The 16,336-nt window shown below is 70.2% G+C and carries 11 protein-coding genes; 6 read left to right on the forward strand and 5 right to left on the reverse strand.

Annotated features, from left to right (window positions below):
- Nucleotides 1-4 precede the first annotated feature (4 nt).
- The 3 genes from KYK13_RS31290 to KYK13_RS31300 form a co-directional block, all read right to left on the reverse strand.
- The gene (locus tag KYK13_RS31290) at nucleotides 5-1,762 is read right to left on the reverse strand and encodes a SulP family inorganic anion transporter (RefSeq protein WP_223637223.1); all 1,758 of its coding nucleotides are present in this window, start codon (nucleotides 1,760-1,762) and stop codon (nucleotides 5-7) included.
- Nucleotides 1,763-1,882: 120 nt separating this feature from the next.
- Nucleotides 1,883-2,785: a bile acid:sodium symporter gene (locus KYK13_RS31295; RefSeq protein WP_223637225.1), complete on the reverse strand. Its 903-nt coding sequence runs from the start codon at nucleotides 2,783-2,785 to the stop codon at nucleotides 1,883-1,885.
- Nucleotides 2,785-3,777: an HAD family phosphatase gene (locus KYK13_RS31300; protein WP_223637227.1), complete on the reverse strand. Its 993-nt coding sequence runs from the start codon at nucleotides 3,775-3,777 to the stop codon at nucleotides 2,785-2,787. Before KYK13_RS31300 ends, KYK13_RS31295 begins: the two co-directional genes overlap by 1 nt.
- 475 nt (nucleotides 3,778-4,252) lie before the next feature.
- Between KYK13_RS31300 and KYK13_RS31305 the strand changes: the two genes are divergently transcribed.
- The 3 genes from KYK13_RS31305 (at nucleotide 4,253) to pyrF (ending at nucleotide 7,865) form a co-directional block, all read left to right on the forward strand.
- Entirely contained in the window at nucleotides 4,253-6,067 is a 1,815-nt protein-coding gene (locus KYK13_RS31305) for a hypothetical protein (RefSeq protein WP_223637229.1), read from the forward strand.
- A 171-nt stretch (nucleotides 6,068-6,238) separates the two neighbouring features.
- Nucleotides 6,239-7,000, forward strand: coding sequence for an SDR family oxidoreductase (locus tag KYK13_RS31310; RefSeq protein ID WP_223637231.1), 762 nt, complete (start codon nucleotides 6,239-6,241; stop codon nucleotides 6,998-7,000).
- Nucleotides 7,001-7,013: 13 nt separating this feature from the next.
- Nucleotides 7,014-7,865, forward strand: coding sequence for an orotidine-5'-phosphate decarboxylase (gene pyrF, locus KYK13_RS31315; RefSeq protein WP_223637234.1), 852 nt, complete (start codon nucleotides 7,014-7,016; stop codon nucleotides 7,863-7,865).
- Nucleotides 7,866-7,894: 29 nt separating this feature from the next.
- Here pyrF and KYK13_RS31320 read toward each other — a convergent pair whose 3' ends face one another.
- Both KYK13_RS31320 and KYK13_RS31325 read right to left on the reverse strand, forming a co-directional pair.
- Nucleotides 7,895-10,468, reverse strand: coding sequence for a penicillin-binding protein 1A (locus tag KYK13_RS31320; protein WP_223637237.1), 2,574 nt, complete (start codon nucleotides 10,466-10,468; stop codon nucleotides 7,895-7,897).
- 30 nt (nucleotides 10,469-10,498) lie between these two features.
- Nucleotides 10,499-11,461, reverse strand: coding sequence for an RluA family pseudouridine synthase (locus KYK13_RS31325; RefSeq protein WP_223637240.1), 963 nt, complete (start codon nucleotides 11,459-11,461; stop codon nucleotides 10,499-10,501).
- 44 nt (nucleotides 11,462-11,505) lie between these two features.
- Here KYK13_RS31325 and KYK13_RS31330 point away from each other — a divergent pair, with 44 nt between their 5' ends.
- From KYK13_RS31330 to KYK13_RS31340, 3 genes are all read left to right on the forward strand, one after another.
- Nucleotides 11,506-12,984 (forward strand): pentapeptide repeat-containing protein, encoded by a 1,479-nt coding sequence (locus KYK13_RS31330; RefSeq protein ID WP_223637243.1) that lies wholly within the window; start codon nucleotides 11,506-11,508, stop codon nucleotides 12,982-12,984.
- A gap of 282 nt (nucleotides 12,985-13,266) precedes the next feature.
- On the forward strand, nucleotides 13,267-14,709 hold the full coding sequence (locus KYK13_RS31335; protein WP_223637246.1) for a DUF3943 domain-containing protein: 1,443 nt from the start codon (nucleotides 13,267-13,269) through the stop codon (nucleotides 14,707-14,709).
- 70 nt (nucleotides 14,710-14,779) lie between these two features.
- Nucleotides 14,780-16,336 carry a DUF3943 domain-containing protein gene (locus tag KYK13_RS31340; RefSeq protein ID WP_223637249.1) on the forward strand — a complete coding sequence of 519 codons (1,557 nt, stop codon included), beginning with the start codon at nucleotides 14,780-14,782 and terminating at the stop codon, nucleotides 16,334-16,336.

The following is a 16,336-nucleotide window of genomic DNA, read 5'->3' on the forward strand; positions in this document are numbered from 1 at the left end:
GGCGTCAGTGCACCTGGGGCGAGTGGACGGGCTCGCCTCCCCGGGAGGCCCACGCGCCCTCCCGCGTGTCGAGGTAGGCGCGCACGGCCGCGCCCACCGTGGGGAAGAGATGCCGCGCGCCGATCAGGGCCTGCAACCCCGAGCGCCGCAGCATCCGGCGCATCGGCGCGCGGGCCTGGGCCACGGCGAAGACGATGCCCTCCTCCGCGAGCTCGTGCCACACCTTCACCAGGCTCTCCGCTGCGGTGATGTCCAGGTCGAACACGGAGGACGCATCCAGCACGAACCAGCGCACCGGGTGGCGCGGCTCCGCCACCAGCCGGCGCACCTGTTCGCGCAGGAAGCGGGCGTTGGCGAAGAAGAGGGGCGCGTCGAAGCGGTAGACGATGAGGCCGGGCACCGTCTCCGCGTCCGCGTGGCCCTCCACGTCATGCCAGCCGGGCACGCCCTCGCGCTCGCCCAGGACGGCGTCGTGCGGGTGCGCCGCGCGGCGGATGAGGTCCACCAGCGCCAGCACCACCGCGATGAGGATGCCCTGGAGGATGCCCAGGAAGAGCACGCCCAGCGTCGTGACCACCGCCAGCACCGCCTCCACCGGGCGCACGCGCCACAGATAGACGACGGGCCGCACCTCCAGCAGGTACACCGCCGCGACGATGACGATGGCCCCCAGCGTCACCAGGGGCAGCTTCGACAAGAGCGGCGTGAGGAACAGCGCGAACAGCAGCACCCCCACCGCCGCGCCCACGCCGACCAGCTGCGTGCGGCCCCGCATGGAGGCGTTGACCGCCGTGCGCGAGTCACTGCCCGTCACCGGGAAGCCCTGCGTGAGGCCGGTGAGCAGGTTGGCCGCGGCCTGGCCGAAGAACTCCTGATGGGCGTCCAGCCGGTAGCCGAAGCGGTCCGCGTAGACGCGGCCCGTGAGCACGGAGCTGGCGTAGTTCACCAGCGCGAGGCTGAAGGCCGCTGGCAAGAGCGTGCGCACGTCCTCGAAGTCCACCGAGGGCAGGCCGAAGGTGGGCGCCGAGGCGGAGATGGGCCCCACCACCTTCACGCCGCCATGCTCCAGTTGGAACGCCCACGTCACCAGCGTGGTGAGCGCCACCATCACCAGCGGCGCGGGCCAGCGCGGCAGGAAGCGGCGCATGGCCACCAGGGCCACGACGATGCCCAGCCCCAGCAGCAGCGTGGGCACATGCGTGCGGCCCAGGTTCGCGGCCACCTCGTGCAGCTGGCCCGTGAATCTGTTCGACCTGCGCTCCAGCCCGAACATCCGCGCCAGCTGGCTGCCAATGATGATGAGCGCCGCGCCGTTGACGTAGCCGACGAGGATGGGCCGCGACAGGAAGTCCGCCAGCGCCCCCGCCTTGCACAGCCCTCCCACCAGGCTCACGACCCCCACCATCCCCGCCAGCAGGGCCGCGAGCGAGGCCAGCCGCGCGGGCCCTCCGTCCCCCACCATCGGGACCAGCGCCGTCGCGGTGAGGATGGCCGATCCCGCCTCCGGCCCCAGCAGCAGGTGACGCGACGGACCGACCAGCGCGTACGCCAGCATCGCGAAGGTGCCCGCGTACAGCCCCGCCACGGGGCGCACGCCGACGATCTGGGCGTAGGCCAGTCCCTGGGGGATGAGCATCGCGCCCACGGTGAGCGCGGCCAGGATGTCCGAACCCAGCCATCGCCGCTCATAGGTCCGCGCCTGCTCGATGCCGGGAAGGAAGCGGCCCAGGACCTGGGCGGCCGTGGCCTCGGTGCGCTTCATGGCCCTCCCCTCGTGTGCACGGCCTCCGCGGACGCGAGGAGGAAGGGTGGAGGCGCCCGGGCGCCATGGCATCACCCACCCGGGTGCGTTGCGCGCATCGGCTTCACGACAGGACGGGGCTCACGTGCCCGCCGAGGCCCGCCTGCCTGACGGCTGTGAAGGCCCGCCGCCGCGCTCGGACGCCTGGTGCCGCTGGTTCCAGACCAGGTACGGCACCAGCGCCAGGGTGCGCAGCAGCAGGTACAAGCCCATGACGCCCACCAGGGTCCTCATGCGATAGGTGCTGCTGCCCAGGCAGAAGGCGAACGCGGGGTTGCCGAAGACGGCGGAGATGGCCAGCGCCGTGCGGTCCCCGGGCCGAGGCCGGCCCGCCACGTGCCCCAGGGCCGCGGACCCCAGCGTCACCACCCCCATCGCGACGAACGCCCAGACGTGGAGGTCCTTCAGCAGCGGGAAGGCCGCGATGATCATCGCCGCCGCGGCCACGGCCAGGGCGATGTTGAAGTAGACCTTCACCGGCCCGTGCAGCCGGTGCGCCCAGCCGGGCGCCACCTTCTGGAGCCCGAGCCCCAGGGCGAAGGGCACGAGGAACGGGAGGATGACCCTCTTCAGGAGAACGCCGTACGGTGGCGAGTGGATGGCCATGGGGAACAGCCGCTCCAGCAGCTTCAGCGACAGCGGCATCAGCACGATGGCGACGAGTGACAGGGTGATGGACAGCGCCAGGGTCAGCGGCAGGTTGCCCTTCTGCTGGGACACGACGTTGAGCGCCATGGGCAGTCCCGGGCAGAACGCCATCAGCGCGATGACGCCCGCCGCGACGGGACCGACCGGCAGCACCTTCACCACGATGAGGGCCAAAAGCGGCACGCCGACGAGGCACACGCCCAGCCCCCGCGCGAACGCCAACTGCCGCACGCCCTGGCCCAGGTTCCCCAGGTGCCACGACAGGCCCTGAGACAGGCCCAGCGCGACGATGAAGGTGGAGACCATGAGGGTGATGAGGGATTGAAGGACATGCATCACGGGCCCTCCGGGAAGACGCGCTTCCAGTCATTCCGCATGCTGACCACCGTCCAGCCGCCCTCGCGCGCGGCCTTCAGCGACGCGTCGTCCTTCTCTTCGTAGGCGAACTCGCGCGCGGCGTCGTCGTGGTGGATGAGCAGCGCGAAGCCCGGGCGCGGCTGTTCGTGCGTGTATCGCAGCATCTGGATGTCGCCGCCCGAGCGGACGTTGCCCGCGGCGAACACCGGCCGCCGCCCGATGTGCTGCTCGATGCCCACCGGCTTGCCGGCCTTGTCGTTGACGTGGTCCACGCACGCCTCGCGCCGCAGCACCGGGTGGCCGTGGTCCTCGTCGAACGTCTCCTTCAGGCTGCTGCCGATGACCTGCTGGGGCGGGATGCCGTAGGTGTCCTCGGAGATGACCCGCATGAAGTCCACGCCGCCGCCCGAGGAGATCCACGTCTGGAAGCCATGGGCGCGCAGGTACTGGAGCAGCTCCAGCATGGGCTGGTAGGCGAGCTGCGTGTACGGCACGCCCAGCGTGGGGTGGCGTGCGGTCCGGAAGAAGGCGCGGGACTCGCGGGCGAGCTCCTCCTGCGTCCTGCCCGCGTAGGTGGACATGAGCCACTCCATCAACTGCCGCTCGTCCATGGAGGACAGGAGGGCCAGGTCGCCCTCCAGCACGGCCTTGAAGGGCTGCCGCTTCGCGAGCGACGGGTCCTCCTTCACGCGGGCCTTGATCTGCTCCAGCAAGAAGGCGCCCTGCACGACGGGCTTCTCCTGCCAGAGCGTGCCGTCGTTGTCGAAGGTGGCGATGCGCTCTTCCGGAGGGATGTAGCCGCTGTTGCCCTCGGTGGTGGCGCGGGTGACGAAGTCGAGGATGGATTGCTTCACCGGGCCGTCGTTCCAGGACGGCAGGGGGTCCGCCGCCAGCGCCTGGAGGGGAACGGCGAGCAGCAGCGCGAGCGCCCAGACTCCCCAGGCTGGTTGCTGCGTCGTGCGTCGCGCCACGGCCGCCTCCTGTCCCGGTGCAATCCCAGACATGAGGTTGGGAACGCGGAGGCCCCGCCACAACGCGAAGAGGAAGGCGCGGGAGGAGGGCCGGCTGTGCCCGGCCGCCGGTCGATGACGGCGTGAGGGCAAGCGGCGCAGCACAGGCCCCCTATGAGTCCGGACAGGCAGCAACGTGTCCGGGCTCCCGCCATCGCGACCTCCCTGCCTGCGCTGCGCCCGGGATGAAGCTGGTGAGGAAGTGGAGGGGGTCGCCACGGAACGTGGGTCGCACGGGGATGTCCGCTGACGCGGCCAGGGGCCTGCCCCCAGACGCCCCCGTCAGCTTCACCATCGACCAGGTCATCGAGAAGATGGAGAACGGCGCCGCACCCGTCCATTGAGGGTGTCTCGAATCCATCTCCGCGGGCACAGGCGGCTTGTGCCCGGGGAGAATCCAGGGCATCCGGGAGCCCTTCGACTGGAACCTCGCGACATGACCGACACTCCGTCCCCCGCCGCCCCGGATGCAGCGCCTCGCAGGAAGCGGTGGCGCCGCGTCGCCATCGGGGCCGTGGTGGCGGTGGCGGTGCTGGAGGTCGCCATCAACGTCGCGCTCAACACGGGCGTCACCCAGGCCCTCATCGGCCGCTCGACGGACCGCACGCAGCTGACCTGGCAGCGCGCGTGGTGGCTGTGGCCCGTGGGCAGGCTCCACCTGAAGGGCTTCACCCTCACCCAGCAGGACTCGAACGTCTGGTGGAAGGTGGAGGTGGACGCGCTGGAGGCGGGCATGTCGCTCACGGGCCTCTTGCGAAAGCGCGTGGACGTGGACGGCATCGACGGGCACGGCGCCAGCTTCCACCTGGAGCCGTCCGGCGCGCCCGAACTGCCTTTCAACCCGGACAGCAAGCCCTGGGTCATCCACCTGAAGGACGTCACGCTGCATGACGTGCGCGAGCTGGACTTCAGCCGCGTGCGCTTCGCGGGAGCGCTGGACGTCACCGGCACGCTGAACCTCCAGTCCCGGGAGCGGCTCCAGGTGGACCTGCCATCGGTGCACGTGGCGGAGGGCTTCATCGAGGTGGACGACAAGCGCGTCGCGAAGCTCGAGTCCCTCGACTCGGACGCCCGGCTCGACGCGCCCTTCCAGACAGGCCAGGGCTACGACCTCTCCCAGGCCATCAGCGGCCAGGTGAAGGCGCGCATCGGCGTGCTGCCGTTGGACTGGATCAACGACCAGTTGGGCGCGAGCGCCCCCGTGTCCCTGCGTGGCGGCGCCGGCCAGGTGGAGCTGGACGTGCGCCTGGAGCGCAACACCCCGCAACCCGGCAGCCAGTTGAAGGCCACCGGTGACACACTCGATTTGAGAGCGGGCCCCATGCGCGCCCGCGCCCCGTGGAGCCTCCAGGTCGCCATGGACGATGAGCCCCGGGAACGCCCCTCGGGTTCGCTGCGGCTGGCCTTCGCGCCCGTGCGAGTGACGGCCTCCGAGGGACACGCGCTGGAGATTCCCGAGGTCGTCCTCAAGGTGCTGGGGCGGCGGCGTGAAGGTCGGCCGGGCCTGGACCTGGAGCCCGAGCTGAGCGTGGCGAGGAGCAAGCCTCTGGACCTGCGCGTGCTCAACCCGTGGCTGGGCCAGACGCTGGAAATCGACTCCGGTCACGTGACGGTGCGCAGCGAGGAGCCGGCCCGGGGCGCGATGTCGGGCAACACCCTGGAGCTGCGCTTGGACACGGACCTCGTGTCCGGACGCATGGGGCCGAACAAGGTCCTGCTGCGCGCGGAGGTGGAGGTGGATGCGCGGCACCTGTCGTGGGGCATGACGGAGCTGGGCCTGAGCGGAACGACGCTGCGGCTGAGCCAGGTGTCCTCCAACGGCAACGTGCCCATCCGCGCCTGGAGCGGGAACTTCAGCCTGCCGCGCGCCAGCCTCGCCCTGTCCCCCACCGTGCTGAAGGCGCGCTTCACGAGCCAGCTCACCGACACGCAGCCCCTGGTCGCACTCATCACGTCATCCAAGAAGCTGCCCGGCTTCCTCACGTCGCTGCTCAACATCCCCAAGGTGGAGGTGACGGGAGAGGTGCAGATCGACGAGCGCGGGCTCCAGCTGCGCGAGCTGAGGGCGAAGGGCGATGGCTTCTCACTGCAAGGCCACCTGGACCTCGTGCAGGGCAACATCACGGGGGCCCTGCTGGCGTCGCTGGGCGCGGTGACGGGCGGCATCGAGCTGCGGCCCGGCAAGCACGACCTGCACCTGCTGAACGCGACGGACTGGTTCAAGGGCCAGCCGGCGCCGCCGTTCCGGTAGGCCCCGCGTACGCCGCCACCGCGCACGCGCCGGCCCCTCCTTCTTCCTTCCAGGTGTCAACGCGTCCGCGTTGGCGCCTCGTCCTGACGTCGGGGGGAAGGGGTTTTGCGTGCCCTCGGGCGCGCAACCGTGCGACAAGGCGGGCCACTGCGACATCTTTCGGAGGACGGCATGGCGGAGATGACCTACCGGACGGCGCTGGTGACTGGCGCCTCGAGCGGCCTGGGACGTGGACTGGCCCTGTGGCTGGCGAAGCACGGCATGCGCGTCTTCGCGACGGGACGGCGGCTGTCACAGCTACAGGCCCTCTCCGCGGAGGCCCAGGCCGCGAACGCCAACGTGGAGCCCGTCGTGATGGACGTGAACCACGCGGACGCCTCCCAGGAGCGCATCCGCGCCATCGACGCGGAGTGCGGCGGGCTGGACCTGGTGGTGGCCAACGCCGGCATCGGCGGGCCCACGCACGGCAAGCGCATGAACTGGGAGCTCACGCGCGCCATCATCGACACCAACGTCACCGGCGCCGCCGCCACGCTGTGCGCGGTGCTGCCCCAGATGGTGGAGCGCCGCCGGGGCCACCTCGTCGGCGTGTCCAGCCTCGCGGGGATGCGGGGGCTCGCAGGCCACGCGGCCTACTCCGCGTCCAAGGCCTTCCTCGCCACCTTCCTGGAGAGCCTGCGCGTGGACCTGAAGGGCACTGGCGTCCAGGTGACGTGCGTCTACCCGGGCTTCGTGAAGAGCGAGCTCACCGCGAAGAACCACTTCCCCATGCCCTTCCTCATGGAGACCGAGGACGCGGTGGAGCGCATGGGCCGCGGCATCTTCGCCGGCGCCAACGAGGTGAGCTTCCCCTGGCAACTGTCCGCGCCCATGCGCCTCTTGAAGGTCATGCCCAACCCGCTCTTCGACGCCACCGCGCGCCGGTTGAAGTGAGAGGACGCCGCCCATGACGACCCCGTCCTTCGCACAGCGCTTCCAGAAGCTCGCCGACGAGCGCTCCCCCTTCTGCCTGGGCCTGGACCCCTCGCGCGACGTGCTGGCCCGCTGGAACCTGCCGGACACCCCGCAGGGTCTGTCCGACTTCTGCGAGCGGCTGGCCGACGCGGCCTCGGAGACGCTCGCGGTGGTGAAGCCCCAGAGCGCCTTCTTCGAGCGCCACGGCCCCGAAGGGCTCGTCGTCCTCCAGCGCGTGCTGAAGCGCTTCCGCGCCGCGGGCACCCTCACGCTGCTGGACGTGAAGCGCGGCGACATCGGCTCCACCATGGACGCCTACGCCGAGTCGCTCTTCGGCAGGGACAGCGCATACGACGTGGACGCCGCCACCTTCACCGCGTACCTGGGCCTGGACGCGCTCGCGAAGACGGTGGAGCGCGCGCGCTCGCACGGCGCCTGCGCCTTCGTCGTGGTGCGCTCGTCCAACCCGGAGGGCGTGCCCGTGCAGAACGCGGTGGGCGGCGACGGCCGCACCGTGGCGCAGGCGGTGGCGGACGGCCTGCGCAAGCTCAACGAGAAGGCCGGCCCCGGCGTGCTGCCCGCGGGTGCGGTGATGGGCGCCACGCTGCCCCCGGCGGACCGCGACGTGGTGGAGCGGCTGGGCGGCGCGCTCCTGCTCACGCCGGGCATCGGCTCGCAGGGCGCGGGCTTCAGCGACCTGCCCAAGCTCTTCTCCGGCCGCGAGCGGCAGGTGATTCCCACCGCCGCGCGCTCCGTGCTGGAGGCGGGCCCGGACGTGGCCGCGCTGAAGAAGGCCCTGGAAGCACATCAGGCGCCCTCGCGTCGTTTCCGCGAAGGCGCCTGAAGGGCGCTGCTTGAGATGCGGCGCGCGGGCTACTGCGCGCCCATCATGAACTGATCCACGCCGACCTGGTTCTTGTCGGGCACGGCCTCCTTCGGCTCGGTGCCCTTCTTGAAGAACATCAGCTCCGCGCCCTTGGCTCCGGGGCTGGACACCTTGCCCGTCTTCTTGTCGATGTAGAGCCGCGCCAGCTGCATGGACTGCCAGGGGTAGAACTCCGGCTGCGGCCGGCCCTCCAGCGCGCGCTTCATGTAGTTGAGCCAGATGGGCAGCGCCGCGCGGCCGCCCGTCTCGTAGCGGCCCAGCGGGTGCGGGTTCAGGTCGTAGCCCACCCACGCCACCGTCACCAGGTCCTTGGTGTAGCCGGCGAACCACGCGTCGAAGGAGTCGTTCGTCGTGCCCGTCTTGCCCGCCGCCGGCTTGCCCAGCTTCTGCGCGGGGCCGCCGGTGCCCTGGAGCACCACGCCGCGCAACAGGTGCGTGAGGATGAAGCCCGTCTCCGGGCTCATCACCTGCTCGCCCGGCTCGAAGAGGCGCGCGTAGCCCGCGGCCACGCGGTCCTGGAGCGGCGCCCACGCGTCGTCGAATGCCGTATGGTCCTCCAGCGTGCGGCCGAAGCGGTCCTCCACCTTGCGGATGAAGTACGTGGGCTTCTTGCGGCCGTAGCGGTTGAAGGTCGCGTACACGCTGGCCAGGTCGTACGGGTACACGCAGGACGACCCCAGCGCCGCGGAGAAGTCCATGTTCATGGGCGTGGTCATGCCCAGCTTCTTCGCCCACTCGGCCATGTTGTGGACGCCCACCGCGCCGAACGTCTTCACCGCGGGGATGTTCATGGAGTTCACCAGCGCCGTGCGCAGGAGCACGTCACCCACGAACTCCTCGCTGTAGTTGGCCGGCTTCCACGACACCTTGTTGTCCGGGTCGTGCTCCACGATGGGCGAGTCCACGATGACGGTGGCCTCCGTCCAGTCCAGCTGCTCCAGCGCCGCCGAGTACACGAACGGCTTGAAGGACGAGCCCGGCTGACGGCACGCCTGGAACGCGCGGTTGAACTCGTTGTCGTCGAAGTCGTAACCGCCCACCATCGCGGTGAGGTACTGACGATGCGGGTCGATGGAGACCAGCGCGCTCTGCGCCTCCGGCGTCTGCTCCAGCCGGAAGAGCTTCACGCCCTCGTCTGGAATCTCCTCCGCGAGCTTCTTGTCCCACTGCTCCTTGTCGTCCGTCAGCTCCTTCTTCACCACGTTGCGCAGGACGACGACGTCACCCACCGCCAGGGCCTTCTTGACGGAGGTGATCATGCTCGCCGGGTAGTAGCTCTCCGGGTTCACCTTGCGCGCCCAGCGCATGCCCAGGAGAGGCAGCCGGCCCTGGTGCGGCCCCACCTGCACGTCCGCGCCCTTGCCGTCGTCGTCGATGCGCGTGACGACGCCCACGTAGAGGCGGTTCTCGACGAGCTCCTCCTTGCCCATGGCCTTCTTCGCCTTGGCGATGAAGGCGCTGCGCTCCGCTTCCGTGGCCAGCTGCATCACCGGACCGCGCCAGCCCTGGCGCTTGTCCACGGACATCAGGCCGTCCAGCACGGAGTCCTGCGCCGCGCGCTGCCGCTCGCTGTCCATGGTGGTGAAGACCTTGAGGCCTTCCTTCAGGAGCACCGGGTTGCCGTAGCGGTCCACCACGTCCTTGCGGACCTGCTCCACGAAGTACGGGGCGAACTCGTGGAAGACGTCCTCCACCGGGTACACCTTCACCGGCTCCGCGTTGGCCTGGTCGTGCTCGGCCTTGGAGATCATGCCCTCCGTCAGCATGCGGCCCAGCACGTAGGAGCGGCGCTTCTTCGCGGCGTCCGGACGCAGGAAGGGCGAGTAGCGGCTGGGCGCCTGGGGCAGGCCCGCGATGAGCGTCATCTCCCCCAGCGTCAGGTCGCGCACGTCCTTGCGGTAGTAGTTCTCCGCCGCGCTCTGCACGCCGTAGCTGTGGTGCCCGAGGAAGACGTTGTTCAGGTAGAGATAGAGGATCTCCTCCTTCGTCAGCGCCTGCTCCAGGCGGAAGGCGAGGATGGCCTCGCGAATCTTGCGCTTGGGCGTCTTCGCGGTGGCCTCCTTGTAGCCCTCCGCGGAGATGAGCACCGCCTTCGCGGTCTGCTGCGTGAGCGTGGAGCCGCCCTGCACGCCGCCGGAGCGCAGGCCCAGCTTCGACAGCACCGTCTTGGACACGGCGCGCGCGGTGCCCAGCACGTCCACGCCGAAGTGGTCGAAGAAGCTGGAGTCCTCGCTGGCGATGAACGCCTGCACCAGCCGCTTGGGGATGCGCTCGTAGGGCACCACCTTGCGCCGCTCGTTGTAGAACTCGCCCGCGAGCACCGCGTCGTCGGTGTAGACCTCCGTGACGATGGGCGGCCAGTACTCGTCCACCTTCGGGATGGCGGGCAGCCCCTCGGAGAAGACGTAGTAGGCGCCCACGATGGCCAGCACCGCCGCGGTGCCGCCCATCAGGCCCAGCACCGCCACGAGCTTCATCAGGCGCACGAGGATGTTGCGCTTGGGCGGGACGCCGTCGAGCACCAGCTTCTTCTGGCTGCGGTCAATCTTCGGGTCGGACATGCGTGTTCTGTCGAGTCCTGGGCTCAAGGCTTAGAGGAGCGCCGCCCGCTTCAGCACGTCCTTCAATTCGGGTGGCATGGGGGTCTCCACGACGACCTTCCTGTCATCCTCGGGGTGCGGAAATTCGATGCGCTCGGCGTGCAGGAACAATCTCTTGAGCCCCCAGCGCGCCCGCACGTCGCGGTTGAAGGCGAAGTCTCCGTACTTCTTGTCACCCGCCACCGGGTGCCCCACGGCGACCAGGTGCCTTCTTATCTGATGCGTGCGCCCCGTCTCGATGGTGCAGGAGAGGAGGGCTGCCTCGCTCGACTGGCGCACGACCTTCCACCGGGTGACGGCCTCCTGCATGTTCACTCCCCGACGGGACTTGGACTCGGCCGTCTGCTGGTGCTCGGCGAGCGGCAGGTCGATGACACCGGAATCCCGGGGCATCTTCCCCTTCACCAGGGTCAGGTAGCGCTTCTTCGGGTGGCCGTGGGTGAAGATTTCCGTGAAATGCACCATCGCCGGGCGGCGCTTGGCCACCAGGATGACGCCGGAGGTCTCCCGGTCCAGGCGGTGGGCGGGTGAGGCGGTGAAGTCGTTGCGGGTGGCCTTGGGGCCCAGGTAGGCGCGCACGTAGTCCACCAGGGTGCCCCCGGTGATGCCGCTGCCGGTATGGACGGCCATTCCGCTGGGCTTGTCCACGGCCATGAGCCAGTCGTCTTCCATCAGGATGACCAGCCGGGAGGGGTCTACCGGTGGCGGCGGGGGGGGTGGACGGTCCGGTTTCGGACGCTCCGCGAGGGTGAGCTGCTCTTCGGTGCCGCGGATGGTGAGCACGTCTCCTTCGACAAGCAACTGCTCTGGCTGCGCGCGCTTGCCGTTCACCCGCACCTTCTTGGTGCGGATCATCTTGAAGAGGTGGCTGACGGGGACGTTGGGCATCCGCTTGCGCAGGTGCTTGTCCAGCCGCATCCCGACGGTGTCGGCTTCGATTCGGTACTCGATCATTTGTGCTGGCGCCTGGACCAGACCACACGAATAATTCGCGGTCCATGCCGAAAGCCCCAACTATCGAGAAGCTGCTCCAGAACGGTTCCGCCGAATGGAACAAGCTGCGCAAGTCCGGCCAGGCGCCCACCGGCCAGACGGGCGCCACGTTCACGCAGCTGTTCTCCGCCAACGCCGACCTCTCCGGACTGGAGCTGGTGGGCTCCGAGTGGGAGCGCTGCGACCTGTCGAAGATGAACTTCCGGGACGCGGACCTCACCAACGCCTACTTCCACGGCGGCCGCCTCCAGGACTGCGACTTCCGCGGCGCCAACCTGGAAGGCTGTGTCTTCGAAAAGCTGAAGCTCCTGCGCTGTGACTTCACGGGCGCCCGGGGGCTGGACGACCTGGAGATGGACGACGTGGACATGGACCGCGTCACGGGTCTGGACGGCGAGGAGGCCCCGCCGCCCCCGCCGCCGCCGGTGCAGGGCATCACCGCGTTCACGCGCGAGCAGCGTGAGAAGGCCATGGGCCAGGCGCACGCGGGCGGAGGCGCCATGGACGGCGCCGGCTCCGCGCACCCGGACGAGCTGCCCCCGTTCCGGCCGCAGGATCCGCCGGGCTCGCTCTTCTTCCGCGCGCTCAAGCGCGTGGGCGCGCCGCCGCTCTGGGTGCTGGACGTGCCGGGCCTGCGTCCGCTGCTGCCGCAGCGGCTGCCGCCGGGCAGCTCCCTGGAGACGCTCTACCGCGAGGCGGTGAAGACGCGGCTGGAGAACAAGAAGCCCGCGTCGGACCCCGGCGCGGTGGAGCGCGCGCAGAAGGCGCTGCGCATGGGCGGCAAGGAGGCCAACGTCGCGGCGGTGTACCTGCGCGAGGTGGGCGTGCTGCCCCTGTTCCGCTTCGCCGCGGCGAAGCAGCTCAAGGCGGAGCTGCGCTCCGAGGTGGAGGTGGATGACCTCACGGGCTCCGTGGATCCGCGCACCACGGGGGCGCTCCTGGAGCTGCGCCTGACGCACGAGGTGGTGGAGCACCTGCACGAGGTGCGTCGCCGGCTGGCGGCCGCGCAGCTGTACTCGGCGCTGCTGGAGGCGGGCTTCACCCCGGAGAACAACTGGGACGAGGCGCTGGAGTCCGCGGACGCGTCGCTGGAGCTGGCGCAGGCGGCCACGGGCGAGGACCGGCAGGCGCTGCTGGAGGGCTTCCAGGTGTTCGCGGCCCTGCCGGAGGAGGCGCGGCTGCGCCGCCTGGCGTACCTGGCGGAGTCCGTGTCGAACCTGGAGCTGCTCAGCCGGCTGCCGGAGGGCATGGAGCCGCAGTGGCTGTCCGGCCCGGAGGTGCGCGAGTGCCACGACCGCGAGATGACCTACGTGCAGGCGCTCAAGGCGCAGGACATCCCGGCGAAGGTGCCGGCGCTGGGCAAGGCGGAGCTGGGCGTGCCCGAGGGCGAGGTGCCCGAGGAGAGCGACGACGACCTGTTCGTGCACGTGCGCTGCGACGTGTGCGGCAAGGAGAAGCTCATCGTCCAGTCGCCGGAGGCGTAGTGCCCCGCCTCCCGTGACGCGGGAGGTGGACGCAAGGTGGAGGCCCGGCCGGAGCGCCCCGCGCGCATCCCGCCGGGCCTTTCCATGTCGCGCGACGCCTGTGTGCAGGAAGCCGTACCTCTCTCATCCCCGGGGGAGGCGGGGTTTCCTCCCGCGCCCGGCTCCCTAGCTTCAGGGCATGCGGCGTGGCACCCCGAGCGAGGGTGCGGCGGGCGGGCTATGGGGCGAGGCAGGCGCGGACGGGGGCACGGCGGCGGGGGAAGTCCGTGGCCCCTGGGTGGCGTGCTGTTCGCCTGTGGGCTGCTGCTGGGTGGGCCGGCCTTCGCCCAGCCGGCCTTCTCCCAGGAAGAGCCGTGCGAGGACGCCCCTCCCCTTCCCCCTGACACGCCCGCGCGGGCCGGTCCGCCTTCGCCACCCGCGGATGCCCCGCTGAAGGAGGACACCGTCTGCGAGGAGGCGCCCCGGAAGAAGGTCCACCCGTGGCTCGCGGCGGGGGAGGTCACCGCCATCAACCTGTTCGTCTGGACGTGGGACCGGGTCCTGGCGAAGAAGGAATGGTCGAAGGTGGGCCCGTCCTCGTGGAAGAAGAACCTGACCACGGGCTTCGTCTGGGACGCGGACGGCTTTCTCACCAACCAGTTCGCGCACCCGTATCACGGCAGCCTCTACTACACGGCCGCCCGCGACAACGGCGTGCCCTACGCGGCCGCCCTGGCCTTCACGCTGCTGGGCAGCGCGCAGTGGGAGCTGTTCGCGGAGACCGAGCCGCCCTCCATCAACGACCTCATCAACACGTCCGTGGGCGGCATGGCCATTGGCGAGGGGCTCTACCGGCTGTCCTCGCTGGTGCTCGACACGGAGGCCCGGGGCGGCGAGCGCTTCGTGCGCGAGCTCACCGCCGCAGCCATGAGCCCCGTGCGCGGCTTCAACCGCGTGGTGCGCGGCGACATCACGCGCCACGAGCCCACCCCCGCGGACTGGCGGCCTGACGCCCTGTCCATCTGGGGCGACCTGGGCTACCTCAAGCTGGGCGACGGCCGGCCCCTGGCCTGGGGCGAGGACCGGTTCTTCCTCCACCTGGCCATGCGCTACGGCGACATGTACCAGGGCGCCATCCACCGCCCCTTCGACGCCTTCGACGCGCGGGTGCAGTTCACCTCGCAGCAGAGCACCTTCATCAGCCATGCGCGCATCCAGGGGATGCTGCTGAAGGCGTCCCTCTGGAGCACGGAGCAGGACGAGCTGCGCCTGGGCCTGCTCCAACTGCTCAGCATCGTGGACACGAGCGCGTACGAGCTGGGAGGCCAGTCCCTGGAGGCGGGCCTGCTGCACGAGCACCATTTCAACGCGCGCTCGAAGTTGCGGACCGCGCTGCTGGTGGACGGCAGCCTCCTCACCGGCATCTCCTCCGAGCACAGCGGCGTCGTGGGCCGCAACTACGACTATGGCCCCGGCCTGGGCTTGAACCTCCAGATGGCGTACCTGCGCGGAGACTGGGAGGTCGTCACGCTGGAGGCAGGCGCCTCCCACATCGATGTGTGGGACGGCTCCGGCGGCTCCCACGAGGTCTTCACCGGCCAGCTCCAGGTGGACCTCCCCGTGCACAAGCGCCTGGGGGTGGGCTCGGAGCTGAACTGGTTCCACCGCCACAGCCGCTTCGACGCCTACCCGGACGTGTTGAAGGACGCGTACCAGTTGCGCGTCTTCGTCTCCGTTCATTACTAGCCGTTGCCCGCGAGGATGAGCTCCGGGGGCGCTTTCCAACACATGACTGCTTACCTTCCGGATGTGCGGCATGGGGCCGTGCGCGGAGGTGCGGGCGGTCCGGATGGGGTACGGCGGGCGGGGGCCATGGCTGCCGCGAGGCGTGGCGCTGGCGTGCGCCCTGCGCGCATGCGTCGCGTTCGCGGACGGTTCGCCACAGGACATGGTGCGCTCCGTTCCGGACCACGTCATGGCCGTCTGCGCGGCGCACCTTTCACCCGGCGAGAAGACGCGGTGGGCGCCCTGCCCTCCCGCGACGACGCAGGAGAACCCCGTGCCTCCAGCGGATGCGCCCCTGAGGGAGGACGACATCCGGGCCCACCCCGGGCCCCACCCGTGGCTCGCGGCGGGGGAGGTCACCGCCATCAACCTGTTCGTCTGGACGTGGGACCGGTACGTCGCGAACAAGGACTGGGCGTACATCAGCCCGTCCGTCTGGAAGGAGAACCTCCACACGGGCTTCGTCTGGGACCAGGACGGCTTCTCCACCAACCAGTTCGCGCACCCGTACCACGGCGGCCTCTACTACACGGCCGCGCGGGACAACGGCCTGCCCTACGAGGCCGCGGTGCCGCTCACCTTCCTGGGCAGCCTGGAGTGGGAGCTGTTCGCGGAGAACGAGCCGCCCTCCGCCAATGACCTCATCAACACGACCGTGGGCGGCGTGGCCATGGGCGAGGCGCTCTACCGGGTGTCCTCGCTGGTGCTGGACACGGAGGCCCGGGGCCGCGGGCGCTTCGTCCGCGAGCTGACCGCCGGCGTCATCAGCCCCGTACGCGGCTTCAACCGCGTGGCGCGCGGCGACGTTTCGTACCATGGCCCCTCGCCGACGGAGTGGTGGCCGGACGACATCGCGGGCTGGGCCTCGCTGGGCTACCTCAAGCTGGGTGACGGCAGGTCCCTGGCCTGGGGGGAAGATCAGTTCTTCATCCAGGGCACCCTGCGCTATGGCGACATGTACCGGGGCCCGCACCACCGCCCCTTCGACGCCTTCAACGCGCGCGTCCAGTTCACCTCCCGGGAGGACAGCCTCGTCACCAACGCGCGGCTGCAGGGGCTGCTCGCGAAGTCCACGCTCTGGAGCACCGGGCACGACGAGCTGCGCCTGGGCCTGCTCCAGCAGCTCAGCTACACGGACACGCTCGCGTATGAAGTGGGCGGCCAGTTCCTGAACGTGGGCCTGCTGCACGAGCACCGGTTCGCCAACCGCTCCCGGCTGAGGACCGCGCTGCTCGCGGACGGCAGCCTCCTCACGGGCGTCACCTCCGAGCACACCGACAGCGAAGGCAACGAGGGCCGCGACTACGACTATGGCCCCGGCGTGGGCTTCCAACTCCAGATGGCGTACCTGCGCGAGGACTGGGAGGTCATCACGCTGGAGGCGGACGCCGAACACGTGCTGGTGGTGGACGGCTCGGGCGGCGCACACCGGGTGCACCAGGCCCAGCTGCAGGTGGACCTCCCTGTCTACAAGCACCTGGGGATGGGCTCTCAGCTGAACTTCTTCCGGCGCCACAGCCGCTTCGATGCCTTCCCGGCCGTGACGAAGGACACCTGGCAGCTGCGCATCTTCGTCTCCCTGCACTGA

The organism is Corallococcus sp. EGB (assembly GCF_019968905.1).
GTDB lineage: Bacteria > Myxococcota > Myxococcia > Myxococcales > Myxococcaceae > Corallococcus.